The organism is Paenibacillus sp. FSL K6-1558, assembly GCF_038002565.1.
Taxonomy (GTDB): domain Bacteria; phylum Bacillota; class Bacilli; order Paenibacillales; family Paenibacillaceae; genus Paenibacillus; species Paenibacillus polysaccharolyticus.
The window spans coordinates 3917863-3943052 of record NZ_JBBOCV010000001.1 but is presented as its reverse complement, the minus strand read 5'-3'; the positions used below and the strand labels follow the sequence as shown (position 1 = coordinate 3943052).

General features: G+C 48.0%; 19 protein-coding genes, 10 tRNA genes, 3 rRNA genes and 1 other RNA gene. All 33 read right to left on the bottom strand.

Annotated features, from left to right (window positions below; all coding sequences use genetic code 11):
* Positions 1-114: 114 nt before the first annotated feature.
* Positions 115-735 carry an imidazole glycerol phosphate synthase subunit HisH gene (gene hisH / locus MHI38_RS17055; RefSeq protein WP_154891574.1) on the bottom strand — a complete coding sequence of 207 codons (621 nt, stop codon included), beginning with the start codon at positions 733-735 and terminating at the stop codon, positions 115-117.
* A gap of 3 nt (positions 736-738) precedes the next feature.
* The gene (gene hisB, locus MHI38_RS17050) at positions 739-1380 is read right to left on the bottom strand and encodes an imidazoleglycerol-phosphate dehydratase HisB (protein ID WP_154891575.1); all 642 of its coding nucleotides are present in this window, start codon (positions 1378-1380) and stop codon (positions 739-741) included.
* Positions 1373-2677 carry a histidinol dehydrogenase gene (hisD, locus tag MHI38_RS17045; protein ID WP_154891576.1) on the bottom strand — a complete coding sequence of 435 codons (1305 nt, stop codon included), beginning with the start codon at positions 2675-2677 and terminating at the stop codon, positions 1373-1375. The genes hisB and hisD overlap by 8 nt, the downstream gene beginning before the upstream one ends.
* Positions 2678-2771: 94 nt before the next feature.
* Complete coding sequence (gene hisG, locus MHI38_RS17040; protein ID WP_090924770.1) at positions 2772-3431, bottom strand: ATP phosphoribosyltransferase; 660 nt, start codon at positions 3429-3431, stop codon at positions 2772-2774.
* 1 nt (position 3432) lies between these two features.
* Positions 3433-4632, bottom strand: a complete 1200-nt coding sequence (locus MHI38_RS17035) for an ATP phosphoribosyltransferase regulatory subunit (RefSeq protein WP_154891577.1) — start codon at positions 4630-4632, stop codon at positions 3433-3435.
* Positions 4633-5157: 525 nt separating this feature from the next.
* Positions 5158-5700 carry an acyltransferase gene (locus MHI38_RS17030; protein ID WP_154891578.1) on the bottom strand — a complete coding sequence of 181 codons (543 nt, stop codon included), beginning with the start codon at positions 5698-5700 and terminating at the stop codon, positions 5158-5160.
* The gene (gene ppaX, locus MHI38_RS17025) at positions 5697-6353 is read right to left on the bottom strand and encodes a pyrophosphatase PpaX (protein ID WP_154891579.1); all 657 of its coding nucleotides are present in this window, start codon (positions 6351-6353) and stop codon (positions 5697-5699) included. Before ppaX ends, MHI38_RS17030 begins: the two co-directional genes overlap by 4 nt.
* A gap of 6 nt (positions 6354-6359) precedes the next feature.
* Complete coding sequence (gene lgt / locus MHI38_RS17020) at positions 6360-7394, bottom strand: prolipoprotein diacylglyceryl transferase (protein ID WP_154891580.1); 1035 nt, start codon at positions 7392-7394, stop codon at positions 6360-6362.
* Positions 7395-7591: 197 nt separating this feature from the next.
* Complete coding sequence (hprK, locus tag MHI38_RS17015; protein ID WP_090924765.1) at positions 7592-8530, bottom strand: HPr(Ser) kinase/phosphatase; 939 nt, start codon at positions 8528-8530, stop codon at positions 7592-7594.
* A 364-nt stretch (positions 8531-8894) separates the two neighbouring features.
* Positions 8895-10019 (bottom strand): ABC transporter ATP-binding protein, encoded by a 1125-nt coding sequence (locus tag MHI38_RS17010; RefSeq protein ID WP_090924764.1) that lies wholly within the window; start codon positions 10017-10019, stop codon positions 8895-8897.
* A gap of 103 nt (positions 10020-10122) precedes the next feature.
* Positions 10123-11319, bottom strand: coding sequence for a PucR family transcriptional regulator (locus MHI38_RS17005; protein WP_154891581.1), 1197 nt, complete (start codon positions 11317-11319; stop codon positions 10123-10125).
* A 149-nt stretch (positions 11320-11468) separates the two neighbouring features.
* A tRNA-Lys gene (locus MHI38_RS17000) sits at positions 11469-11541 on the bottom strand.
* Between the two features lie 7 nt (positions 11542-11548).
* A tRNA-Tyr gene (locus MHI38_RS16995) sits at positions 11549-11634 on the bottom strand.
* A 12-nt stretch (positions 11635-11646) separates the two neighbouring features.
* A tRNA-Phe gene (locus MHI38_RS16990) sits at positions 11647-11719 on the bottom strand.
* Between the two features lie 19 nt (positions 11720-11738).
* Positions 11739-11816, bottom strand: a tRNA-Asp gene (locus tag MHI38_RS16985).
* Positions 11817-11825: 9 nt separating this feature from the next.
* Positions 11826-11901, bottom strand: a tRNA-Thr gene (locus MHI38_RS16980).
* Positions 11902-11906: 5 nt separating this feature from the next.
* A tRNA-Val gene (locus MHI38_RS16975) sits at positions 11907-11982 on the bottom strand.
* Positions 11983-11991: 9 nt separating this feature from the next.
* Positions 11992-12068: transfer RNA gene (locus MHI38_RS16970), tRNA-Met, on the bottom strand.
* A gap of 43 nt (positions 12069-12111) precedes the next feature.
* Positions 12112-12203: transfer RNA gene (locus tag MHI38_RS16965), tRNA-Ser, on the bottom strand.
* Positions 12204-12283: 80 nt separating this feature from the next.
* A 23S ribosomal RNA gene (locus MHI38_RS16960) occupies positions 12284-15212 on the bottom strand.
* Between the two features lie 201 nt (positions 15213-15413).
* Positions 15414-15489 (bottom strand) — tRNA-Ala (locus MHI38_RS16955).
* 22 nt (positions 15490-15511) lie between these two features.
* Positions 15512-15588, bottom strand: a tRNA-Ile gene (locus MHI38_RS16950).
* A 35-nt stretch (positions 15589-15623) separates the two neighbouring features.
* A 5S ribosomal RNA gene (rrf, locus tag MHI38_RS16945) occupies positions 15624-15740 on the bottom strand.
* A gap of 106 nt (positions 15741-15846) precedes the next feature.
* A 16S ribosomal RNA gene (locus MHI38_RS16940) occupies positions 15847-17402 on the bottom strand.
* Together the 16S, 23S and 5S rRNA genes with 10 tRNA genes alongside form the textbook arrangement of a ribosomal RNA operon.
* A gap of 306 nt (positions 17403-17708) precedes the next feature.
* A complete protein-coding gene (locus MHI38_RS16935; protein ID WP_154892125.1) occupies positions 17709-17978 on the bottom strand; it encodes a pro-sigmaK processing inhibitor BofA family protein in 270 nt (89 codons plus the stop codon).
* A gap of 57 nt (positions 17979-18035) precedes the next feature.
* Positions 18036-18302, bottom strand: coding sequence for a DUF2508 family protein (locus MHI38_RS16930; protein ID WP_154892126.1), 267 nt, complete (start codon positions 18300-18302; stop codon positions 18036-18038).
* Positions 18303-18497: 195 nt separating this feature from the next.
* Entirely contained in the window at positions 18498-19097 is a 600-nt protein-coding gene (gene recR / locus MHI38_RS16925; protein ID WP_062329683.1) for a recombination mediator RecR, read from the bottom strand.
* Between the two features lie 35 nt (positions 19098-19132).
* Entirely contained in the window at positions 19133-19444 is a 312-nt protein-coding gene (locus tag MHI38_RS16920; RefSeq protein ID WP_090924857.1) for a YbaB/EbfC family nucleoid-associated protein, read from the bottom strand.
* A gap of 57 nt (positions 19445-19501) precedes the next feature.
* Entirely contained in the window at positions 19502-21247 is a 1746-nt protein-coding gene (gene dnaX, locus MHI38_RS16915; protein ID WP_341181449.1) for a DNA polymerase III subunit gamma/tau, read from the bottom strand.
* Positions 21248-21423: 176 nt separating this feature from the next.
* Positions 21424-21691: signal recognition particle sRNA large type (ffs, locus tag MHI38_RS16910), an RNA gene on the bottom strand.
* Positions 21692-21842: 151 nt separating this feature from the next.
* Positions 21843-22040 (bottom strand): 50S ribosomal protein L31, encoded by a 198-nt coding sequence (gene rpmE, locus MHI38_RS16905; RefSeq protein ID WP_090924859.1) that lies wholly within the window; start codon positions 22038-22040, stop codon positions 21843-21845.
* Between the two features lie 103 nt (positions 22041-22143).
* Positions 22144-23418 (bottom strand): radical SAM protein, encoded by a 1275-nt coding sequence (locus MHI38_RS16900; protein WP_090924860.1) that lies wholly within the window; start codon positions 23416-23418, stop codon positions 22144-22146.
* 138 nt (positions 23419-23556) lie between these two features.
* Positions 23557-24882: a transcription termination factor Rho gene (gene rho, locus MHI38_RS16895; RefSeq protein WP_090924861.1), complete on the bottom strand. Its 1326-nt coding sequence runs from the start codon at positions 24880-24882 to the stop codon at positions 23557-23559.
* Positions 24883-25190: the final 308 nt, after the last annotated feature.

Below are 25190 nucleotides of genomic sequence, written 5' to 3'. Positions count from 1 at the left end.
TGTAACTTCAAGCTGAATATATTTAAAACTGATTTTGTTTTAGACGAGTATAACAGTACATACAGCTTACTGGAATAACCGCTATACGTGATAAAGGTTAGGCTTATATTGCTGTTAAACTACTGAGCTCGTCAAAGACAGGAAGTTGCCCAGTAGTTTCATGCCAAGCTCACCGCTCTTCTCTGGATGGAACTGCATGCCGAAGTTCGAGCCTCTACCTACAATCGCTGTAACGGGATGTCCGTAATCCGTAACGGCGAGCAGATCACCCTTGTTCTCCGTAAGTGCATGATAAGAGTGAACGAAATAGACATGGCCTGCAGCCAGACCTGCGAAGAGCGGATTTTCCGGATGTAAAAATTCCAAACGGTTCCATCCCATATGGGGAACCTTCAGCTCACTTGGTGCGAAGCGCACTACTTTGCCCGGTAAAATGTCCAACCCCTCATGCTCGCCATGCTCCTCACTGGAGCTGAATAATAGTTGCATGCCTAGACAAATGCCAAGGAGCGGTTTCGTTCCAGCCGCCGCTTCTTTAACGACCACATCCAGGCCCGTCTCCCGCAAATGCACCATTGCGTCGCCAAAAGCACCTACCCCCGGCAGAATAACGCCATCTGCGGCAAGAATAGCTTCCCGCTCACCCGTGACCAGCGCTTCATAGCCAAGACGTTCGACCGCTTTGCCGACGCTGTGCAGGTTCCCCATACCGTAATCGACAATTGCAATCGCCATCGTCTACAGCACTCCCTTCGTGGAGGGCACGCCGGTTACTCGTGGATCGATCATCGTTGCTTCATCCAGCGCACGTCCGAGAGCTTTGAAGACTGCTTCGATCATGTGGTGTGTGTTCTGACCGTAGTGCACAATGACATGTAGCGTAATCCGCGCTTCGAGCGCCAGTTTCCACAGAAATTCATGCACAAGCTCTGTAGAAAAGCTTCCTACTTGTTGTGACGGGTACTCGGCCCGGTATTCAAAGTGCGGACGGTTACTCACATCAATGATAACTTGCGCGAGTGCTTCATCCATCGGTACAAACACGCTCGCATAACGCTTAATACCACGTTTGTCGCCGAGCGCCTGGTACAGCGTCTGTCCCAGACAAATGCCGATGTCTTCAACCGTGTGGTGATCATCAATATCAATATCTCCACGAGCCTGTACGTTAAGATCAAATTGTCCATGCTTTGTGAACAGATCGAGCATATGGTTCAGAAACGGTACATCCGTTTCAATATTTGATTGCCCTGTGCCATCTACGTTGAATGACAGCTGGATATTGGTTTCGTTCGTTTTGCGGTCAACCTCTGCTTGGCGAACTGCACCATTATTTTGAAGCTCGACACCCTGTTCTGTACTCTTATTCTGATTATCCATTGTCCGATTCCGCCTTTCCTTCCTGTTCTAAACGTACAGCGATTGCACGAGCGTGTCCTTCAAGCCCCTCATGACGGGCTAATTCGATAATAGCCGCTCCGTTCTGTAGCAATGCCTCTTTACTATAATAAATCAGACTCGATTTTTTGATGAAATCATCCACATCTACCGGTGAGCTAAACCGGGCAGTTCCATTGGTCGGAATAATATGATTCGGTCCGGCAAAATAATCGCCAACCGGTTCGGAGCTATACGGCCCGAGGAAGATCGCACCGGCATTCTCGATCCGGCCAGCGTAAGCCATCGGCTCTTGCACCATGATCTCCAGATGCTCCGGTGCAAGCCGGTTCACGACATCGATTCCCTCATCGATGGAATCGACCACAATAATCGCGCCATGCTGCTCCACGGAAGCAGAAGCGATATTGCGCCGCGGCAGCACATCCAGCTGCCGCTGCACCTCGGCCTGCACCGCATCCGCCAGCGAGGCCGAATTCGTGACGAGAATGGCCGATGCCATCTCGTCGTGCTCCGCCTGCGACAACAAGTCCGCGGCGACATACACCGGGTTCGCCGTATCATCGGCGAGCACCACAATCTCGCTTGGCCCGGCGATACTGTCGATATCGACTGCCCCGTACACCTCGCGCTTCGCGAGCGCCACGTAGATATTACCCGGTCCACAGATCTTGTCGACCGGGGCAATGCTCTCCGTGCCGTAAGCGAGGGCGGCGATCGCTTGCGCGCCGCCAACCCGGTACATCTCGTTCACGCCCGCTTCCGCGGCAGCCACGAGAATGTACGGGTTAATACCTTCACCGCCGTTCGTCGCCGGCGGTGTGACAAGCACAATCTCCGGCACGCCTGCAACCTGTGCCGGAATGACATTCATCAGCACCGACGATGGATACGCTGCTTTCCCTCCAGGGACATACACGCCGACTCGTTTCAGCGGCCGAATAACCTGGCCGAGCAGACTGCCATCCGGCTGCCAGTCCATCCACGAATTGCGTTTCTGCTTCTCATGAAACGCACGAATGTTAACGGCGGCTTGGCGAATCGCCGTTACAAAAGATGGCTCAACGGCTGCATACGCTGCCTGGAGCTCCTCCTGCGGCACGCGCAACTGCGCAGCCGTCAGCGTCGTGCGGTCCAGCTGCTCCGTGTAACGCAGCAGGGCCGCATCACCTTCCCGGCGAATATCTGCGACAATTCGCCGTACCGATTCATTTTGCTCCGGTGTACCATACTCCACTTCCCGCTTCAGATCAAATTCCCGTGCCGGTACAATTTTCATGCGTACAACCTCCTTACATATCAATTGACTCACTTATCTATCCATTATCCCTGCTCACTAATCTATTCGCTATCGTTCTTTACTGATCTGTTCGCTATCTTCTCGCACTTCCCGCAGTAACCTCATTCCCACTTGGGATGACCGATTGAAGTGCATCACACAGCGCCTGAATACGTGCGTTTTTCATCCGGTAGCTCACCCGATTCGCGATCAAACGGCTAGTAATATTCAGAATTTCCGTCATTTCCACAAGTCCGTTCTCACGTAACGTCTGCCCGGTCTCCACTAGATCGACAATCCGATCAGCCAGTCCGATTAGAGGCGCAAGCTCAATTGATCCGTTCAGCTTAATAACCTCAACCTGTTGTCCTTGCTCACGGAAGTACTGGGAAGCGATTCGTGGATATTTGGTTGCAACTCGCTGCTGGATACCTGCCTTCCAGTCCGGTAGCCCGATAACCGACATACGGCACTGGGCAATGCCTAGATTCAGCAGTTCATACACATCACGGTCCTCTTCAAGCAACACGTCTTTCCCGACAATGCCAATATCGGCAACACCGTACTCCACGTACGTTGGCACATCCACAGGTTTAGCCATAATGAATTCCATACCCGCTTCTGGTACCTCGATCACCAGTTTGCGCGTATCGTCCACGTCCTCTGGAATGTCTAGCCCTGCCTCACGGAACAATTTGGAGGCCTTTTTATAGATGCGGCCTTTAGGCATGGCCACCTTCAGAATATCCGACATCTTAGTTCCCTCCCTTTTTCGATCCATAGATGATGACCTGCTCCACCTGATCCGCAGTCGTTTCGCTTGTTACAGATGTCGTCTCTGCCTTTTCATTAGCAAGAAGAGATGTAACTACATTGTGACCTAGACTTCGTAATCTCGCTGCTTCGGTCAATGCCTCAGCACGCCGATCTGGGCTATATTCAATACGTACCGTTTTCGTCTCTTCAATCGTAATGCCATGAACACCATCGATAATCCGGTTTGTTTTCAACGCAAATCCTGTAGCCGGAAGAGCGCGCCCAAACTGCTGCAACAGATTGTCATATCGTCCGCCGCTACACACAGGTGATCCCAGCTCTGCCGCATAACCTTCAAATGTCATGCCTGTGTAATAGGAGAAATCCCCGATCATCGTCAGATCAATCAGCACATGCTCAGAGACACCATAGGCCTCCAATACTTCAAACACTGCACACAGATGTGCAATAGATTGTGCCGCTTCAGCACTTGAGCTAAGTTCGCTCGCATGTGTGCATATTTCTTTCCCGCCACGCAGACGTAAAATCGCTTCAAGTTGCTGTTTTTGTTTGGGTTCCAGTTGCAAAGCTTCAATGGACTGACGGTAGCCCACATAATCACGACCTAATAGCCCTTCCTTCAACTGTTCCTGCTCAGCCGTCTGACCCGGAATCACTTCTTCCAGCAGTCCATTCAGAAAACCCATATGACCCATTGCTATTTTAAAAGAAGATACACCCGCTGCCTGCAATGAGGCAATCGCTAATGCAACTACTTCAGCATCCGCCTCAGGAGAATCGTCTCCTACAAGTTCAACACCTGTTTGGAAAAATTCAGCCTCCCGTCCAGCTTCCTCTTCAATAGAACGAAATACATTCGCATGATAGGACAGACGTAGCGGCAAAGCCTCATCTTTGAGCATCGATGATACTACACGCGCAATCGGAGCTGTCAGATCAGAACGTAGAACCAGTGTCGTTCCCCGGCTGTTCAGCAATTTAAACAATTTGCGATCCGAAGTAGAGCTAGCCACCCCTACTGTGTCGTAATATTCAATCGTTGGTGTTATGATCTGACGATAACCCCAACGCTCCATGCAATCCAGTACATTTCGTTCAATTTTACGCAGCTTGGACACCACATGTGGTGTATAGTCACGGAAGCCAGTTGGTTTTTCAAAGCCTTTTGGTTTGGACATGGAAATGATTCACCCCGAGTCATGAATTTGGATTGTTATATAAGGTTGCACTATAATATCTTCACATCTGCTAAAATACGATAACTAAATTTAGATTTTCATCTCTATCGTCTCTAACGCTCTATCTCAAAAGGATTTATGTATGACAAATCCCCGTTCTATGTTAGTTACCCTAATTTTGAGTAAAGCCGCATGTTCTTTGGCTTAACGAACGCTTCACCTTTACAAGAATAACCCGTTTACTCTATAGATTAATTGTCACCTTCACCCGGTTCGCTTTCACATGGTAAAGTGCTAACAAACTAAAGGATATGGGATATGATAACATGGAAGCTGCGGAATCGTCAACAATCTTAAGCTATGACTGCTCTTGGTGACTATCCGATCTAAACCCACTTGTCCTGTTGTCCGTGTCTTACGGCCCCTAACCATTTGCTTCAATTCAAGTTTTGTATACGAAAAAAGCTGCCCTCAGCAGCTCTTCCCTCCATGCATTCGTTCACTTGCAAACAATGATCCTCGCGCTTAATGTAGCTTTCGCTGAGAAGGTTCCTCCGTCTTGAACACCATTTCTTCCGCCGATCCTGACGGACGTGACAAATCACGCAAGGGATTGCCTCCAACAAAAGCTCCTGGAGCAACATCCTTATGAACTACCGCTCCGGCAGCAACTACCGCTCCGTCTCCAATCGTTACCCCTGGCAAAATGGTTGTATTCGCCCCGATCAGCACATTGTCTCCGATAATGACATCGCCAAGTCTGTACTCTTTAATGAGATACTCGTGAGCCAGAATCGTGGTATTGTAACCAATCACTGAATTTTCACCAATCGTTATTTTTTCCGGAAAAAATACATCCACCATTACCATCAGGCCAAAAGCTGTATGCTCCCCCACCTTCATACCAAGCATGCGTCGATAAATCCAGTTCTTGAGAGGCAAAACAGGACAGTACCGTGACAACTGAATCCAGATAAAATTACGAACGCCCTTCCACGGGCTCACTGTCTTGTAGATATGCCAAAGTGCATTTTGACTTTCTACCGGATAGCGGGTTACTTTTCTCATGAACGACCCGTTCCCGTAAGAACCATATCCAGTAGATCCCTCATATCATGCAAAATGTAATCTGGCTTATACCCGCTCAGCACCTGCTCCCCTTTAAGCGACCAGGCCACACCAGCGGAGAGAGCACCTGCATTTTGCGCCGATTGAATATCGACAGGACTGTCCCCGATCATCAGTGTGTGAGCTGGGTTCGATCCCAGTTCCTCCATCGCTTTTTGCACCGGTTCTGCATGAGGTTTGGGATGAGTTACATCCTGCACAGTCACAATGGACTTCATATATTTAAGCAAATCAAAGCGCTCCAGCACCTTTAATGTAGAAGGACGAATTTTAGTCGTCACCACACCCATCGTAATCCCTGCCTGATTCAAAGCCTCAACAACCTCGATCACATGGGGGAAGGGTCTGACCATCGCCTCATGGTGAATATCATTATAAGCACGATAACCTTTGACGTACTCCGATACCTCTTCCTGACCTGAAAAGGTTCGCATTTGTTGCTCCAATGTGCCTCCCATATGCGGAATAATCTGCTCTCTTGTCCACGGGGCAGCATGATCCCAACCTCCCATAACATGCAGGAATGAGTTGATAATCAGCTCATTGGTATCAATAATCGTTCCATCCAGATCGAACAGTACCGTATTAATCACGTTGCATTACTCCTTTTTATCTTCAACTTGCTTCGGATCATCTTGAGCCTGATTTGGTGCTGTTGTTACCTTGCCCTCTTCAACAGCTACTGTTTCTGAATGTCCAATATCATCTGCAGCCACTTTCGACGAGACAATCGGATCACTATAATGTGCACTTGCTTTACCTGTCACTCTTCTCACGACAATAAACACAACAGCGGCAACAATAATGCCAATCGCAAGCAGTTGTGAAATTCGTACATTACCGTACGCTGGATCTAAATAACCTTGTTCGAAGCCGAGTGCAGTCATTGGAGACCATAATCCGTTCACCAAAGAAGCGATCCACTCTGGAGCCTGAAAACCCAGACTGTCCGTACGCACAGCTTCAATAAAGAATCGTCCGATGGAATACCAGATGAAATAGGACATAAACATCTCGCCTGCACGCATGAACTTCTGACGACGAAGCACCAGCAACAGGATCAGCCCTGCAAAACTCCATACGGATTCATACAAAAAGGCCGGATGATGAAATACACCTTCCACGTTCATTTGATTCACAATAAAGTCTGGCAAGTGCAGCTTGTCTCTTAAAAATGATTCTTCTACAGGACCGCCATACGCCTCCTGATTTACAAAGTTACCCCAGCGTCCAATCATCTGTCCAACGATCAGTCCAGGTGCACAGATGTCGGCCATACGCCAGAAGTTATATCCTTTACGACGGAAGAAAATGACTGCACATATAATGGCACCAATCAGTGCGCCATAGATCGCAATACCGCCATTCCAGATTTTAAAAACGTCCCATAGGTTGTCCTTATAATCTTCCCACTTAAAAGCCACATAGTAGATTCGGGCTCCAATAATTGCAGAAGGCACACCTAGCAAAACCATATCCATGAACACTTCTTGCGGAATATTAAATCGTTTGCCCTCCCGAATAACAAGCAGCAACCCTAACAGCGCCGCAGTACCCAAGATAAGCCCATACCAGTGAACCTTTAAAGCGCCAATAGAGAACGCAATCGGGTTCAACAGTAATAATGTATCCATTCATTCACACTCCTATCAATCAATTCACATCGGTAAGCATGACTGTCTGGAGCCTGCTATCCACCTTCCGGTTTGAAGGTGTGCAGACCCCAGTTGTCATGCCTCATGAAAACTTTAATCTTTATTTTATAGCTTGATGCTTAATATTGCCCCTACCCTGCTATTCAGTTGATCGGGGTAACTTTCCTTAGCCCACCTTAGTCCATATCTTCCATATCTTCTGAAATTGTTGCAGTCAGCTTGTTCGTGAACTGGAGTGCAGCATTAAGCCCCATCTGTTTTAAGCGATAGTTCATGCCCGCCACCTCAATAATTACAGCCAAGTTTCGTCCAGGACGAACCGGAATAGTAACCAAGGGTACATCGGTATCAATAATACGCGTTGTTTCTTCATCCAATCCCAGACGGTCATACTGTTTATCCTGCTGCCATGCTTCAAGACGTACAACCAATGTAATCCGTTTATTATTACGTACAGCCCCGGCGCCAAACAAAGTCATGACGTTGATAATACCGACACCCCGGATTTCAAGCAGGTGACGGATCAGCTCCGGTGCGGTACCGTGAAGTTGAAAGTCGGAGGTTTGGCGAATTTCAACGGCATCATCGGCAATTAGACGGTGACCGCGTTTAACAAGTTCAAGCGCAGTTTCACTTTTACCAATACCGCTACTGCCTGTGATCAACATACCTACACCATACACATCACACAATACACCGTGAATGGTGGCTGTCGGCGCCAACTTACCTTCCAGAAAACCAGTAATGCGGCTGGATAGAATCGTTGTCGCCATATTGCTACGAAGCACAGCCAGATTCTGTTCTTCACTGATATCGATCAGTTCCTGAGGAACTTCGAGTCCACGTGTAACCACAATACAAGGTGTTTCCTCTGTGCATAGACGCTGCATACGTTCACGGCGCTCATGTTCAGGCAACATTGCAAAAAAGGCCAGCTCTGTTCTTCCCAGGAGTTGCACCCGCTCTTTTGGATGATATTCAAAGTAACCGGCCATCTCCAGGCCAGGACGGTTAAGATCATCTACCGTGATAAACCTTTTCAAACCCTGTGACCCCGACACCACTTCCATCTGAAACTGCTGTACCAATTCGGATACTTTCACTTTTTTCGCCATTTGTCTCTTCCTTTCAGCATTCGCTGTGCCTCTATGTACCCATTCGTGTATCGTTTCTTTCCATTATTAGCGTATTCACAACAACATTCATAACCAGGTCACTTCGCCTGTAAAATATCGCTCTAATAATACTCCAACATGCAACATTTTGAAGACAGACCTTCAAATAATCTTAAATGAATTTGGGATCGATTGCAATCGCAGACTCCTTGCTCTATCTGCACTATATTTCCACCCGAACGTATTCATCATCCCTTGCATTTTTGAAAAAAGCCCCTTCCAGCGAAAACGGAAGGGGCTCGATTTACATTATATAATTACGTTACTTCCAGATTCCATCGTTACCGAGGAACCTTCAGTAGAATTAGTCTTGAAGAAGTACGTTAACTTCGGATTCCTTGTCAAAGATATGAACTTTGTTCATGTCAATGGCCATTTTAACTGTGGAACCATCACGAGTGTTAGAACGTCCGTCTACACGTGCAATTGTAGTGTCGTTACCTACACCGCTCAAGTAAAGGAGCATTTCGTGACCCAGGTTCTCTGTTACATCTACGTGAGTAGAGAATACAGAGTTCGGGGAAGCTTCCAGGAATACTGGCTCTTCGTGAATGTCTTCTGGACGAACACCCAGAATAACTTCTTTACCAACATATCCTCTGGATTTCAGCACTTGTGCTTTACCTTGCGGGATTTCAACATCCACACCAGGAGCTACGAAGTGAAGACTCGCACCTTGCTCAGCCAGTTTACCCGAGATGAAGTTCATTGTCGGGGAACCGATGAAACCAGCTACGAACAGGTTCGCCGGGTGGTTGTACAGCTCTTCAGGAGAAGCTGCTTGTTGGATGATACCATCCTTCATAACTACGATCCGGTCACCCATCGTCATTGCTTCGATCTGGTCATGCGTTACGTAGATAACGGTTGTTTCCAAACGTTTAGCAAGCTTAGTGATTTCCGCACGCATTTGTCCACGAAGTTTCGCATCCAAGTTGGAGAGAGGCTCATCCATCAAGAAGACTTGTGGATCACGGACAATCGCACGTCCCAAAGCGACACGTTGACGTTGACCACCGGACAATGCTTTAGGCTTACGCTCAAGCAAGTGCTCGATGTCGAGGATTTTAGCTGCTTCACGTACACGTTTGTCGATCTCATCTTTTTTAACCTTACGCAATTTCAAACCAAATGCCATGTTTTGATATACGCTCATATGCGGATACAAGGCGTAAGATTGGAATACCATCGCGATATCGCGGTCTTTAGGTGCAACATCATTAACGACACGGTCACCGATATAGAGTTTACCTTCAGAAATTTCCTCAAGGCCTGCGATCATACGCAGTGTTGTTGATTTACCACAACCGGACGGACCTACCAGTACCAGAAACTCTTTATCTTTAATGTCCAGGTTAATGTCAACTACAGTTGCTTTATCAGAACCCGGGTATTTTTTGAAAATATGCTCTAAACGTACTCCTGCCATGATTGTTGCCTCCTCAGAGATCATTTTGTAATCGAATACAATTTGTAGTTTTATAATACCCTATCGGTTGGTTATCTGACTATTCGCAAACTGCACAAAAATATTAAGCCTTTTTCGTCACTTTGTACATTAGAAGTAAAAGTTGCACAACGATCGCACTTTTAAAGTGTCTTACATCATAACCAATCTCTTGTTTAATCTTATCCAGACGGTACACCAGCGTATTACGATGGATAAACAAACGCTTTGCTGTCTCGCTCACGTTACAGTCTAAACTGAAGAAGGTCTCCAATGTAGCCAACGTCTCGCTGTCGTTAAAGAGCGTCGTATCCTTTCCCGTTTCCCGGATAAAACGCATTCGCTGTTGCTCAGAAATACTAGCCACCAATTGCTCTAGTTGCAGATTCCAAGGAAGGTGGATATGCTGTGTAACGTGGAAAGAGCGACCAAGCTCCATGCTTTCCTGAAGAAGGAATGTCACCTGAAGCAACGCCTCTTTGGGAATACACGGTAGCGAAGCTGACAAGTGGAAAACGCCGGCGAACTCACTGGCCACAAGCTCATACAGTCCCATACAAAAAGCGTTAAGTGACTCTTTTCTCGCCTCTGCTGTATCTTCATCGGCCTCACCGGTAACAATCTCTTCGTCTCCCATGAAGAGCCATTCTTGCTCACCCAACGGGATTAGTGTGATGTCTTCACCAAAATAACTTTCGAGCAACTTATTCAAAACTATAGAGTCAACACGCTGAGAATCCGGAGTCTCACCCTGCAACAGAAAAAGAACTTTCTCCTCCTGAAATCCTGCAATAGAAGCAAACGAATCAGGCAGTGGATCGAAACTGCCCGCATCGTACTCTTTAATCTGATCCTTAAGCCATATTCCCAGCGAAAATAATTGTTTATCGGTATCATTCTTGAATAGCGATGAATTATCGCCTTGACTCGTAATAAACTTATTAAGAATCAGTAATTCAATTAGACGGCGAGTCTCCATTGTAATAGATGCCGCATCACATCCCCAGCACAGAACGGTTTTTACCTGCTCATTTATGCCAACTTTGAAAAAGACGCGCTCACCATGGTGTAAACTCAGAACATCAGAAGATATTGAAGAACTTTCTAATGAACCACGCTCACCTTTACTCGCTCTATTTAGAATATGCTGCGGTTTATTTTCATCCAAGCCAATTAAATGATCAATGGATTGTATCCACTCATGCATCGTAATTTCATATTCATCCAATGTGGTGCCTATAATAACTTCAATTTGCTGTTTTAAATCAGGTATGAGCTTCATCTAATGAACTTCACCACTCTGCTTTATTTTTATCATCATTTTATCATATCTTGATGTTTACTGCTCTGTATCCACAATTCTTGAATATATCAGTGTAAACAAAAAGAGTGATCGATCATTATTATGATCGATCACTCTTTATTTAAAGATGAGTCATGAAGGATTCGAACCTTCGACACCCTGATTAAAAGTCAGGTGCTCTACCAACTGAGCTAATGACTCATAAAACTGGTGGAGGATGATGGATTCGAACCACCGAACCCGTACGGGAGCAGATTTACAGTCTGATGCGTTTGGCCACTTCGCTAATCCTCCAAGGATAAAAGGTGGCTCGGGACGGAATCGAACCGCCGACACGAGGATTTTCAGTCCTCTGCTCTACCGACTGAGCTACCGAGCCGTATTTAATTTTAGATTAATGGCGGAACCGACGGGATTCGAACCCGCGATCTCCTGCGTGACAGGCAGGCATGTTAGGCCAACTACACCACGGTTCCAGGCATTAATGGTGCCGGCGAGAGGACTTGAACCCCCAACCTACTGATTACAAGTCAGTTGCTCTACCAGTTGAGCTACACCGGCGTATATGGTGGAGGCTGAGGGGATCGAACCCCCGACCCTCTGCTTGTAAGGCAGATGCTCTCCCAGCTGAGCTAAGCCTCCTGGGTAATATGGTAGCGGCGGAGGGGATCGAACCCCCGACCTTACGGGTATGAACCGTACGCTCTAGCCAGCTGAGCTACACCGCCATATTATAAATGTTTCGATTGCTTGTCCATCCTTAGGTAAAGATGGCGGAGAGAGAGGGATTCGAACCCTCGCACCGATTACTCAGCCTAACCCCTTAGCAGAGGGTCCCCTTATAGCCACTTGGGTATCTCTCCAAAGACAATCTCAACGTTGTACAAGGATTGCTCCTTGAAAACTAGATTCGAAACGAAACACACGCGATCAAAACTTGCTATTGGATAAGCCCTCGACCGATTAGTACTGGTCAGCTCCATGCATTGCTGCACTTCCACCCCCAGCCTATCTACCTCGTCGTCTTCAAGGGGTCTTACATACTGGGAAATCTCATCTTGAGGGGGGCTTCACGCTTAGATGCTTTCAGCGCTTATCCCGTCCGTACATAGCTACCCAGCGGTGCTCCTGGCGGAACAACTGGTACACCAGCGGTACGTCCATCCCGGTCCTCTCGTACTAAGGACAGCTCCTCTCAAATTTCCTACGCCCACGACAGATAGGGACCGAACTGTCTCACGACGTTCTGAACCCAGCTCGCGTACCGCTTTAATGGGCGAACAGCCCAACCCTTGGGACCTACTTCAGCCCCAGGATGCGATGAGCCGACATCGAGGTGCCAAACCTCCCCGTCGATGTGGACTCTTGGGGGAGATAAGCCTGTTATCCCCAGGGTAGCTTTTATCCGTTGAGCGATGGCCCTTCCATGCGGTACCACCGGATCACTAAGCCCGACTTTCGTCCCTGCTCGACTTGTAGGTCTCGCAGTCAAGCTCCCTTATGCCTTTGCACTCTTCGAATGATTTCCAACCATTCTGAGGGAACCTTTGGGCGCCTCCGTTACTCTTTAGGAGGCGACCGCCCCAGTCAAACTGCCCACCTGACACTGTCCCCGCACCGGTTTACGGTACCAGGTTAGAACCTAGATACGATCAGGGTGGTATCCCAACGGTGCCTCCACGCAAGCTGGCGCTCACGCTTCAAAGGCTCCCACCTATCCTGTACAGATCGTACCCAAATTCAATATCAAGCTGCAGTAAAGCTCCATGGGGTCTTTCCGTCTTGTCGCGGGTAACCTGCATCTTCACAGGTATTAAAATTTCACCGGATCTCTCGTTGAGACAGCGCCCAAGTCGTTACGCCATTCGTGCGGGTCAGAATTTACCTGACAAGGAATTTCGCTACCTTAGGACCGTTATAGTTACGGCCGCCGTTTACTGGGGCTTCGGTTCACAGCTTCGGGATTACTCCCTAACCACTCCCCTTAACCTTCCAGCACCGGGCAGGCGTCAGCCCGTATACTTCGCCTTACGGCTTCGCACAGACCTGTGTTTTTGCTAAACAGTCGCTTGGGCCTTTTCACTGCGGCCCCCTCGTGCTATTCACACTACCGGGGCACCCCTTCTCCCGAAGTTACGGGGTCATTTTGCCGAGTTCCTTAACGAGAGTTCTTCCGCGCGCCTTAGAATTCTCTTCTCGCCTACCTGTGTCGGTTTGCGGTACGGGCACCTTCATCTGGCTAGAGGCTTTTCTTGGCAGTGTGAGATCATGACCTTCGCTACTGTAATTTTCACTCCCCATCACAGCTCAGCCTTACGGTTAGCGGATTTGCCTACTAACCAGCCTTACTGCTTGGACAGGCATCCATCAGCCTGCGTCACTACCCTACTGCGTCCCCCCATCGCTCGTAACGATTTACGGTGGTACAGGAATTTCGACCTGTTGTCCTTCGACTACGCCTTTCGGCCTCGCCTTAGGTCCCGACTTACCCTGAGCGGACGAGCCTTCCTCAGGAACCCTTAGGCTTTCGGCGGATCAGATTCTCACTGATCTTTTCGTTACTCATACCGGCATTCTCACTTGTATAATGTCCAGCGCTCCTTACGGTACACCTTCAACCCTTATACAACGCTCCCCTACCCCTGATGCAAAGCATCAAGCCATAGCTTCGGTGGTGTGTTTAGCCCCGTTACATTTTCGGCGCAGAGTCACTCGACCAGTGAGCTATTACGCACTCTTTCAATGGTGGCTGCTTCTAAGCCAACATCCTGGTTGTCTGTGCAACTCCACATCCTTTCCCACTTAACACACACTTGGGGACCTTAGCTGATGGTCTGGGCTGTTTCCCTTTTGACAATGGATCTTAGCACTCACTGTCTGACTCCCGGAAGTAAGTCTATGGCATTCGGAGTTTGACTGAGCTTGGTAACCCTTGCGGGCCCCGCACCCAATCAGTGCTCTACCTCCACGACTCTGTTTTCCGAGGCTAGCCCTAAAGCTATTTCGGGGAGAACCAGCTATCTCCGAGTTCGATTGGAATTTCTCCGCTACCCCCACCTCATCCCCGCATTTTTCAACATGCGTGGGTTCGGGCCTCCAGTGCGTGTTACCGCACCTTCACCCTGGACAGGGGTAGATCACCCGGTTTCGGGTCTACGTCCACGTACTATAGTCGCCCTATTCAGACTCGCTTTCGCTGCGGCTCCGGCTCTTCACCTTAACCTTGCACGGGAACGTAACTCGCCGGTTCATTCTACAAAAGGCACGCCATCACCCCTAAAACGGGCTCTGACTTTTTGTAAGCACACGGTTTCAGGTTCTATTTCACTCCCCTTCCGGGGTGCTTTTCACCTTTCCCTCACGGTACTGCTTCACTATCGGTCGCTAGGAAGTATTTAGCCTTGGCAGATGGTCCTGCCGGATTCATACGGGGTTTCACGTGCCCCGCACTACTCGGGATCCGTCTCGGAGGGAACAGACTTTCAATTACAGGGCTTTTACCTTCTTTGGCGGGCCTTTCCAGACCTCTTCGCTTAACCGGTTCCTTTGTAACTCCATGTGAGACGTCCCACAACCCCAAAGAGCAAGCTCTTTGGTTTGGGCTTCTCCGCGTTCGCTCGCCGCTACTGACGGAATCACTATTGTTTTCTCTTCCTCAGGGTACTTAGATGTTTCAGTTCCCCTGGTATGCCTCTACTTGCCCTATGTATTCAGACAAGAGTAACTGGATATTACCCCAGCTGGGTTTCCCCATTCGGACATCCCCGGATCAAAGCTTGCTTACAGCTCCCCGAGGCAGTTTCGTTGTTCGCCACGTCCTTCATCGGCTCCTAGCGCCTAGGCATCCTCCGTGTGCTCTTAGTAGCTTAACCATTGCGCTCGTGTTCGAGCTGTCACTTCCCTCGGTTTGCTTGCGCAAAGCCAAAAGTCGTTCCATTTCGATCACTCGCTCCAGCAATCTACCGTTTTTATTGAAACTTGTTATACACAAGTTCAGCTAAAAAGGAATGTTCTAATTCGCGTTTGTTTCGTTTCGATATCTAGTTTTCAAAGAACAAGCTTGTAAATCTTGTTGGTGGAGCCAAGCGGGATCGAACCGCTGACCTCCTGCTTGCAAGGCAGGCGCTCTCCCAGCTGAGCTATGGCCCCATACATTATTTAGATGTTAAAATGGTGGGCCCTGGTGGACTCGAACCACCGGCCTCACCCTTATCAGAGGTGCGCTCTAACCAACTGAGCTAAGGGCCCACATTTATATAAGTTTTGAACCCATAATGGGTTACGCTTGGCGGCGTTCTACTCTCCCAGGACCCTGCGGTCCAAGTACCATCGACGCTGAAGGGCTTAACGGTCGTGTTCGGGATGGGAACGTGTGGAACCCCTTCGCTATCGCCACCAAACGTTTGAGAATTTGAGCTCTCAAAACTGAGCAACGAGTGAGTAACTAGCCGACCTGGCTAGATTTTAGATTTGAATGTCTTCGTTGCAGAAGACGATTCTCCATAGAAAGGAGGTGATCCAGCCGCACCTTCCGATACGGCTACCTTGTTACGACTTCACCCCAATCATCTATCCCACCTTCGGCGGCTGGCTCCTTGCGGTTACCCCACCGACTTCGGGTGTTATAAACTCTCGTGGTGTGACGGGCGGTGTGTACAAGACCCGGGAACGTATTCACCGCGGCATGCTGATCCGCGATTACTAGCAATTCCGACTTCATGCAGGCGAGTTGCAGCCTGCAATCCGAACTGAGACCGGCTTTGTTGGGATTGGCTCCATCTCGCGATTTCGCAGCCCGTTGTACCGGCCATTGTAGTACGTGTGTAGCCCAGGTCATAAGGGGCATGATGATTTGACGTCATCCCCACCTTCCTCCGGTTTGTCACCGGCAGTCTATCTAGAGTGCCCACCCGAAATGCTGGCAACTAAATATAAGGGTTGCGCTCGTTGCGGGACTTAACCCAACATCTCACGACACGAGCTGACGACAACCATGCACCACCTGTCTCAACTTTCCCCGAAGGGCACCTAACGCATCTCTGCCTCGTTAGTTGGATGTCAAGACCTGGTAAGGTTCTTCGCGTTGCTTCGAATTAAACCACATACTCCACTGCTTGTGCGGGTCCCCGTCAATTCCTTTGAGTTTCAGTCTTGCGACCGTACTCCCCAGGCGGAGTGCTTAATGTGTTAACTTCGGCACCAAGGGTATCGAAACCCCTAACACCTAGCACTCATCGTTTACGGCGTGGACTACCAGGGTATCTAATCCTGTTTGCTCCCCACGCTTTCGCGCCTCAGCGTCAGTTACAGCCCAGAGAGTCGCCTTCGCCACTGGTGTTCCTCCACATCTCTACGCATTTCACCGCTACACGTGGAATTCCACTCTCCTCTTCTGCACTCAAGTCACACAGTTTCCAGTGCGATCCGGGGTTGAGCCCCGGGATTAAACACCAGACTTACATGACCGCCTGCGCGCGCTTTACGCCCAATAATTCCGGACAACGCTTGCCCCCTACGTATTACCGCGGCTGCTGGCACGTAGTTAGCCGGGGCTTTCTTCTCAGGTACCGTCACCTTGAGAGCAGTTACTCTCCCAAGCGTTCTTCCCTGGCAACAGAGCTTTACGATCCGAAAACCTTCATCACTCACGCGGCATTGCTCCGTCAGGCTTTCGCCCATTGCGGAAGATTCCCTACTGCTGCCTCCCGTAGGAGTCTGGGCCGTGTCTCAGTCCCAGTGTGGCCGATCACCCTCTCAGGTCGGCTACGCATCGTCGCCTTGGTGAGCCGTTACCTCACCAACTAGCTAATGCGCCGCAGGCCCATCCCCAAGTGACAGATTGCTCCGTCTTTCCAGTTCTCTTCAGGCGAAGAAAACAAGTATTCGGTATTAGCTACCGTTTCCGGTAGTTGTCCCAAGCTTGAGGGCAGGTTGCCTACGTGTTACTCACCCGTCCGCCGCTAACCATCCGAGAAGCAAGCTTCTCTTCAAGTCCGCTCGACTTGCATGTATTAGGCATGCCGCCAGCGTTCGTCCTGAGCCAGGATCAAACTCTCCAATAAAGTTATTGAAAAGAGCGATAAGCTCATTTTGAATCTGACGAGATTAAAAATCTCATTTTTGATCTTGCAAGCAAGATCGATACTCACTCGTTGTTCAGTTTTCAAAGATCAAACTTCTTTTTTTCATCACCATTTTGTCTCAGCGGCGACTTTTATAATATATCATACTTCGTTTGTTTTGGTCAAGCCTTTTTTTGAAATTATTTTTGAAGTTCGTAATGAACTTCATTTGTTTCAAGCAAAGCGTGTAACCAAGCAAGCAAAGCAACGAGATATAATGTACCATATACATTGCTCGGTAGTCAACTACCCGAATAAAGAAATTTTCAACCCCAATAACAGACCAACCCCCGGGAGTCCCAGAACAGTAACTGTACCTATTGTTGCAGGATTTAAAGGGATATAAATTCCTGTTATCCAACCCGAGTAATTTACGACATATATCCCAGCGGCCGCAAGCACCACATGAATTCCGATTGATGTAAAGATTGATAAGCCTAAGCGTTTTCTAAACAAAACAGCAACCAGTGCCAACAGAGAGGCAACCAATATGCTTCCCAGAATAACACTCTTCATACATTCCACCTCCAGCTATATATAAAATCATCTGTATACTCAGCCAACTGACTCTAATTACACACTGAGTTCTCGATCGGTAGTAGCCACATCCATCCCATTCAACCGTTTGGCCCGTTTCAAATGAATTTGGTATTTCCTCTCGGCCGCTTCAAGCACATAGATGGCATAATCGATCTCATCCTCTCCCAGAGCATCCTCAAACTGTCGCATCGCACGTTCCCACTCTTGTTTGGCCTTCTGCACATCCACATACACCAACTCCGCCTCCAGTTTCGCAAGCTCTCTCTTCTTCCCGTCCCTTAATTTTCGCCATATCAACATAAACACCCTCCCTTATCCATCCGTATAACACACTCTCATACATATCAAGGAAGGGACAAACTTAGAACTCGGACATCTACTTTTATAATAAAAAAAAGAGAGAGCTCACGGCTCTCTCTTGCAATATAAATCAATTTATTGGATTGTCTTCTATACGAACGACACCCTTATCAAACTCACACGCAACTAGATACATTAGCGCATCTCTCTGCGTCCTTCCAGCGCCTTCGAAAGTGTAACTTCATCTGCATACTCCAGATCGCCGCCCACGGGCAATCCGTGAGCAATACGGGTCACACTAATTTCAAACGGACGCACTAGGCGGGAAATGTACATCGCCGTAGCTTCTCCCTCAATATTGGGATTAGTCGCCAAAATCAATTCTTTTACCCGCTCATCACTCAAACGAGTTAACAGCTCTTTCAAGCGTATATCATCCGGACCAATTCCCTCCATTGGAGAAATTGCCCCCTGCAACACATGGTAGTACCCATCGAATTCCTTAGTCCGCTCCATAGCTACCAGATCTTTCGAATCTTGGACTACACAGATGACGGACACATCTCTCGACTTATCCTGACATATCCGGCAAGGGTCTGTATCTGTAATATTACAGCACACAGAACAGTAATGGAGATTACGCTTCACACTCACGAGCGCTTTGGCAAAATCAATAACGTCATCTTCCTTCATGTTAAGCACATGAAAAGCTAAACGAGCCGCTGTCTTCGGACCCACCCCAGGAAGACGGGTGAAGGCATCAATCAGCTTGGCTATCGGTTCAGGATAATACAATCGGTTGTGTCTCCTTTTGACAGGATCAGTTTATACTAAAATAACCCCGGAATTTTCATGCCGCCCGTGAATTTACCCATATCCTGATTCGCAATTTCATCTGCTTTGGTCAAAGCGTCATTCACAGCAGTCATGACAAGGTCTTGAAGCATTTCAACATCATCCGGATCTACGGCTTCAGGCTTGATCGTGATGGCGAGCAGTTTTTTATGCCCGTTAACTTCAGCAGTTACCACTCCGCCGCCAGAAGTACCTTGAACCGTTTTGTCCGCGAGTTCTTCCTGTGCCTTCAGCATTTGCTCCTGCATTTTCTTCACTTGTTTCATCATTTGGTTCATGTTATTCATATCCGTCATCTCCTTTAATATAGTTATCTCAAATTATACACATTACATCGTAATGTACTACTCTTTAATGACTACGAGATCTTCGCCAAATAACTGAATAGCTTCATCAATCCAAGGCTGTTTATCGCCTGAACCACCGTCTTCATGCTCTGGTTCAAGCTTAAAATCCTCCTTTGGCGTTTCAGAAGTTCCTTCCATCGCACCCGTCCAGTCTCTAAGCATCATCGTCACAAGTCGAGCCGGACGCCCAAGCTGTTCCGAAAGGACCCGCTCAATGACATCACGATTCGCCTGTTTTTCGGTTGTTTCACGGTGGATGTTGTTCTTAAAAGCAACCAGCACATTGTCTTCGAGCAGTGAAACCGGCTCTCCATCCATAAACCAGGCATGAACCGTAACTTTCTCTTCTTTGACACGTTGCAAAATCTGGCTCCATTTTTTGCTAATCTCCGTGAATTCTGGAGATCCTTTGCGCGCGATATATTGATCCAAATTCGCCGGAAGCTTCACCGGAGCGTTCGCTCTGGACATTGGCGCACGTGTTGCCGGTCGTGCAGGAGCATTTGAAGCCGCATCCCCACCTGACAGACCACTCTTGAGCGCCCGATCTAGCTTTTTCTCCAGCTCAGCAAGCTGCTGTTTCAATCGATTGATCTCTCCAGTATCAGCGGGTGCAGAAGGAGAAGTCACTCCAACCGATGAAGCAGCTCCGCCCATAGCCGGGATACTACACAGTTTAAGCAGAGCCACCTCAAACAATGTCTGCGGCTGAACTGCATATTTCATCTCACTCTGGTACCGATTCAGCGTATCGATCATCTGAAACAACTGTTCCTTCGTAAACGATTCCGCCATATCTCGAAACGATTCCGGGTTCAACACCCGATCCGTCAGTTTGTCCGCATCTGGCACCATCTTGATCATCAGTAAATCCCGGAAATAGTAGAGCAGATTCTCCATACATTTGTCCGCACTCTTGCCTTCATGCATAAAGCCCTCGATCATCTGCAAAATATAACCGACATCCCCTTTGAGCAAGGAGGATGCGAGCTTGGCAAATTGCTCTGAAGGAATACCGCCTGTCATGTCCATAACCTGCTGATAAGTTACTTTCCCATCGGTAAATGAAGAGATTTGATCCAGCACACTGAGCGCATCCCTCATCCCACCATCAGATAGACGGGCAATGTACTGCAACGCATCTTGATCCGCTTCCATCCCTTCCTGTTCACAGATCAAAGTCAATCTGGCTGTCTGTTCTTCCAGAGATACGCGGCGAAAATCAAATCGCTGACAACGCGATATAATGGTAGCAGGCAGACGATGCGGTTCTGTCGTTGCTAAAATAAACATTACATGTGGCGGCGGCTCCTCCAATGTTTTGAGCAAAGCATTGAACGCCTCTGTCGTCAACATGTGCACTTCATCAATAATATAAACTTTCTGCCGGACTTCGGTAGGGGCATACTTCACCTTTTCCCGAAGATCGCGGATCTCCTCGACGCCCCGATTGGAGGCAGCATCAATCTCCTGCACATCCATAACAGCGCCGTTCGTAATTCGGCGGCAAGCCTCACATTCGTTACAAGGCTCAGTTGCAGGTCCGCGTTCACAGTTTACAGCCTTGGCCAATATTTTGGCCGCACTTGTCTTCCCCGTCCCTCGGGGACCGCTAAACAAATAAGCGTGGGAGGTCCGCTGTTCACGAATCGCGTTCTGCAAGGTCTGAATAATATGTTGTTGTCCCACCATATCCTGGAACGACTGAGGACGCCACGCCCGGTATAACGCGATATGCTCCATGATGCGTTACCTTCCTTCCACTTCGCATTCGAGTCCGTTGTCGTCACCCCATTATACTATATTCCAGAGTGAATCCAAACTTTATCTGACTCATTTCATAAGCGGTTTTTTAACATATCAAAAAAGACCCCTGCATTTATACTACTGCAAAGGTCTCTACAATTTAAAAGGTTAAGCCGTGCACCTGCTATCGATATTTGCGATCCAAGCGGCACCCCTGAACAATAGCTCAGGCTAGGCAACCCTCCGGCACAAGAGTGATCTCACTTATGGCTGCTTCCTTCCGGACCTGACCAGGTTCATGAGTACTCATTGCGGAGGACCCAACCGTCAACACCACGTTCAGGGACCAAACCTCACATCGACAAAACCTCTAACAGGAATTCAACCTCGCTATAGCGGATTGCGAGTTACAGGGCACCGCTACCTCCCCATCTAGCACGGTAAGAAATAGTATAACGCAAGGTAGTCCAAAATGCAACCGGCTGGAAAATGGAAACCACACACTTCTCTGTATAAGTAACTAAAAACCCCTGCCAAAATAGCAGGGGTGATTGGGATACAATAATTAGACAATCCACAAGGAATTGTACGATTAGATTCCGTATTTCTTTTTGAAACGGTCCACACGGCCGCCAGCATCGATAAACTTCTGTTTACCTGTGAAGAACGGGTGGCACGCGGAGCAAATCTCTACACGAAGTCCTTCTTTAACCGAACCAGTCTCAAAAGTATTACCGCATGCGCAGGATACTTGACCAATCGTGTATTTAGGATGAATTGCTTCTTTCATTACCTTTCACCTCTTTCCGCCCTGAGCCTCAAGCGGACCCAGAGTAAATGGCACAACACAGCAGATTATAACACGGCCTAAACCCGGTTGCAATCTAATTCATTCAAGAGGTAATTAGCTTTTTGGGACGAGCCATCCCAGCCGGTGGAACATGCGTATACGACCCGATGACAACATCCGGCAACTCTTCCGCAAATATCTCCAGCATCTGCTTCATTCCCAAAATATCTCCCTGTGCTGGCGGAATTAACTCCAGATAGCTCTCCGGGTCAATATTCAGGTTACGCATCTGAATCAATCGCAGGTTGGTGCGGCGTGCAAATTCAATCATTGCCTCGATCTCTTCCTCACGATCGGTTACACCCGGGAAGATCAGATAGTTAATGGAGGTATATACCCCTTGCTCCGCAGCGTACTTCATTGATTTCTCTACATTAGCCAATGTATATCCACGAGGTTTGTAATACGCGTTGTAATGATCATCCAATGCACTGATCGTACTCACACGCATCAGATCCAGCCCCGCATCCACAATTCCGCGGATATGATCATTCAATCCAGCATTGGTATTAATGTTGATGTAACCCATATCCGTAATGGAGCGCACTTCGCGAATAGCTTCGATGATCAGCTTGGCCTGTGTGGAAGGTTCACCTTCACACCCCTGTCCGAAGCTAATAATAGATTCGGGTGTTTTCAGATGTTCCAGCATCACTTCAACGATCTCATCTACACGAGGACGGAAATTCATCCGTGTTTGAGGTGATACAAATCCACTGTCATCCGGCTGTTCAGAGATACAACCGAAACAACCAGCATTACATGAGTATGATACAGGAACGCCGCCTTCCCAACGATTCAAGAATGTGTTGGAAGACGTGAGACACTCATAACCCAGTGCACAATTGGACAGGTGGGTGTATAAACGGTTCTCTGGATACTTCTCCGTAAATCGTTTAACCCCAGAGCGCACATCGTCACGATCACAGTTCATCGGATTCCACTTCTCAGGAATATCGGACTGGGAAGCCGTAACGTAGAAACCGCCATCTTTCCAAACGACAGCCGAGTATCCAAACAACGGCAGCTTGTAATCCTTATCCGTTTTTACGTAACCCGGCAAGCACAGACGCGTAAAACCTTGCGGCAACAGAGCCCCTACAGCTTGTGTATCACTCGGCAACGGCAACATCTCGCCTGTATCCGGGTCCATACCGATAGGACGGGTGCTTGGAAGACCAACCAATGTTGCACCGTCCGGCAGAGGAATCAACTCATCCTCCATTATCTCGACAATCATATCTCCACTACGGGCGAGTCCGTACAGGGAGGGATGATCAAAAACATTACCTTTTTCATCTGCGTATACTAAATACATGATGTTCTCCTCACATCTATTGGGTTAAACCTGACGACGAGTATATTATATTGCAGTCAGTTGATTGTACAGTCAGCCACATCTTTATCTTACAACGATCATGGCTACGTTATACGAATTCAAACTGCAGTTCAAATGTTAATTCGATGTTCCTGATGTAGCCGTTTGTCTTGGGGAACGGCGAGTTGTCGTCGTTCCAGCATTGCTGGAGGGCGCATTGCCAGCCGCGTCAAACGCAGCCAGGAACTCGGCATTCGTTTTACTGTTGCGTAGTTTTTTCAGGAAACCTTCAACGAAGTCATGGGAATCATTCATATTTTTACGAATAGCCCAGATCGTATCCAGCTCTTCCTTGCTAAGCAATACCTCTTCACGGCGTGTACCGGAACGGCGAATATCGATGGCAGGGAAAATACGGCGTTCAGCCAATTTGCGATCCAGATGAAGCTCCATATTACCCGTACCTTTAAATTCTTCATAAATGATGTCATCCATACGCGACCCCGTATCAATCAACGCTGTTGCCAAAATAGTCAAGCTACCGCCTTCCTCCACGTTACGAGCAGAACCAAAGAAACGCTTTGGACGATGGAATGCTGCTGGATCAATACCACCACTTAGTGTACGTCCAGATGGTGGAATCACCAGGTTATATGCACGAGCCAGACGTGTGATACTATCGAGCAAAATAACGACATCCTTTTTGGCTTCAACCAAACGCAGAGCGCGCTCCAGCACCAGTTCCGCTACTTTGATATGATTCTCGGGCAACTCATCAAACGTGGAAGCGACAACTTCACCTTTTACCGAACGAGACATATCCGTTACTTCTTCTGGACGTTCATCAATCAACAGGACAAAAAGTTCAATTTCTGGATTGTTAGTTGAGATGCTGTTGGCAATTTCTTTGAGGAGAAGCGTTTTACCGGCTTTGGGAGGTGCTACGATCAATCCACGTTGTCCCAACCCTACAGGGGCAAGCACATCCATAATACGTGTGGATAAATGGCTCGGGGATGTTTCAAGAACCAGTTTCTTCTGCGGATACAATGGGGTTAATGCCGGGAAGTGAAGTCTCTCCGCAGCCGCCGATGGATTCTCACCATTCACAGCGTTAACTTGCAATAAACCGAAATATCTCTCATTTTCTTTTGGCGTTCGACACTTACCTGATACAAGGTCACCCGTGCGTAAATCAAACTTGCGAATCTGTGAGGCCGAGATATAAATATCTTCTGTACTTGGCAAATAGTTGATTGGCCTCAAGAAGCCGTAACCTTCAGGTAAAATCTCGAGCACGCCCTGCATAAACATCAAACCACTTTGTTCCGCTTGCGCACGGAGTATTGCAAAGATTAATTCTTTCTTTTTAAGGGTCCCGTAATAAGGAATCTGGTATTTTTTCGCCAGCTTATAGAGGTCCGTTAATTTCATTTCTTCCAAATCGGAAATTTGCAGATCCATATAATAACCACCTATTCAATTAATGAGTCCGTGAAATGGATAGTTTCGTTAGCTAATTCAAGCCATAGAAAGCAGTTCTACCACAATCTCTTCTATCCATTGTACGGAATGTAACCGTTATAATGCAAATACATGTCTTGGTGTGTAAGTTTCCGGGTGGAATGGCCATTACATGGCATAATCCTTAATGAGTGAACTCCAAACATGGGGCGATCGATCCGGGAAGACCGGCTATGAAGCGCAGGTTCAAACAAATCCGGGGATTGGAGAAAGGGAATGATTTTCAAAAACAATATAAGAAATGATGT

Coding starts and splice junctions, on each gene's coding strand:
- hisH (WP_154891574.1), bottom strand. CDS start 735: ATGGCGATTGCAATTGTCGATTACGGTATGGGGAACCTGCACAGCGTC.
- hisB (WP_154891575.1), bottom strand. CDS start 1,380: ATGGATAATCAGAATAAGAGTACAGAACAGGGTGTCGAGCTTCAAAAT.
- hisD (WP_154891576.1), bottom strand. CDS start 2,677: ATGAAAATTGTACCGGCACGGGAATTTGATCTGAAGCGGGAAGTGGAG.
- hisG (WP_090924770.1), bottom strand. CDS start 3,431: ATGTCGGATATTCTGAAGGTGGCCATGCCTAAAGGCCGCATCTATAAA.
- MHI38_RS17035 (WP_154891577.1), bottom strand. CDS start 4,632: ATGTCCAAACCAAAAGGCTTTGAAAAACCAACTGGCTTCCGTGACTAT.
- MHI38_RS17030 (WP_154891578.1), bottom strand. CDS start 5,700: ATGAGAAAAGTAACCCGCTATCCGGTAGAAAGTCAAAATGCACTTTGG.
- lgt (WP_154891580.1), bottom strand. CDS start 7,394: ATGGATACATTATTACTGTTGAACCCGATTGCGTTCTCTATTGGCGCT.
- hprK (WP_090924765.1), bottom strand. CDS start 8,530: ATGGCGAAAAAAGTGAAAGTATCCGAATTGGTACAGCAGTTTCAGATG.
- MHI38_RS17010 (WP_090924764.1), bottom strand. CDS start 10,019: ATGGCAGGAGTACGTTTAGAGCATATTTTCAAAAAATACCCGGGTTCT.
- MHI38_RS17005 (WP_154891581.1), bottom strand. CDS start 11,319: ATGAAGCTCATACCTGATTTAAAACAGCAAATTGAAGTTATTATAGGC.
- MHI38_RS16935 (WP_154892125.1), bottom strand. CDS start 17,978: ATGAAGAGTGTTATTCTGGGAAGCATATTGGTTGCCTCTCTGTTGGCA.
- MHI38_RS16930 (WP_154892126.1), bottom strand. CDS start 18,302: ATGTTGATATGGCGAAAATTAAGGGACGGGAAGAAGAGAGAGCTTGCG.
- MHI38_RS16920 (WP_090924857.1), bottom strand. CDS start 19,444: ATGAATAACATGAACCAAATGATGAAACAAGTGAAGAAAATGCAGGAG.
- dnaX (WP_341181449.1), bottom strand. CDS start 21,247: ATGGAGCATATCGCGTTATACCGGGCGTGGCGTCCTCAGTCGTTCCAG.
- rpmE (WP_090924859.1), bottom strand. CDS start 22,040: ATGAAAGAAGCAATTCATCCTAAATACACGATTGGTCAAGTATCCTGC.
- MHI38_RS16900 (WP_090924860.1), bottom strand. CDS start 23,418: ATGTATTTAGTATACGCAGATGAAAAAGGTAATGTTTTTGATCATCCC.
- rho (WP_090924861.1), bottom strand. CDS start 24,882: ATGGATCTGCAAATTTCCGATTTGGAAGAAATGAAATTAACGGACCTC.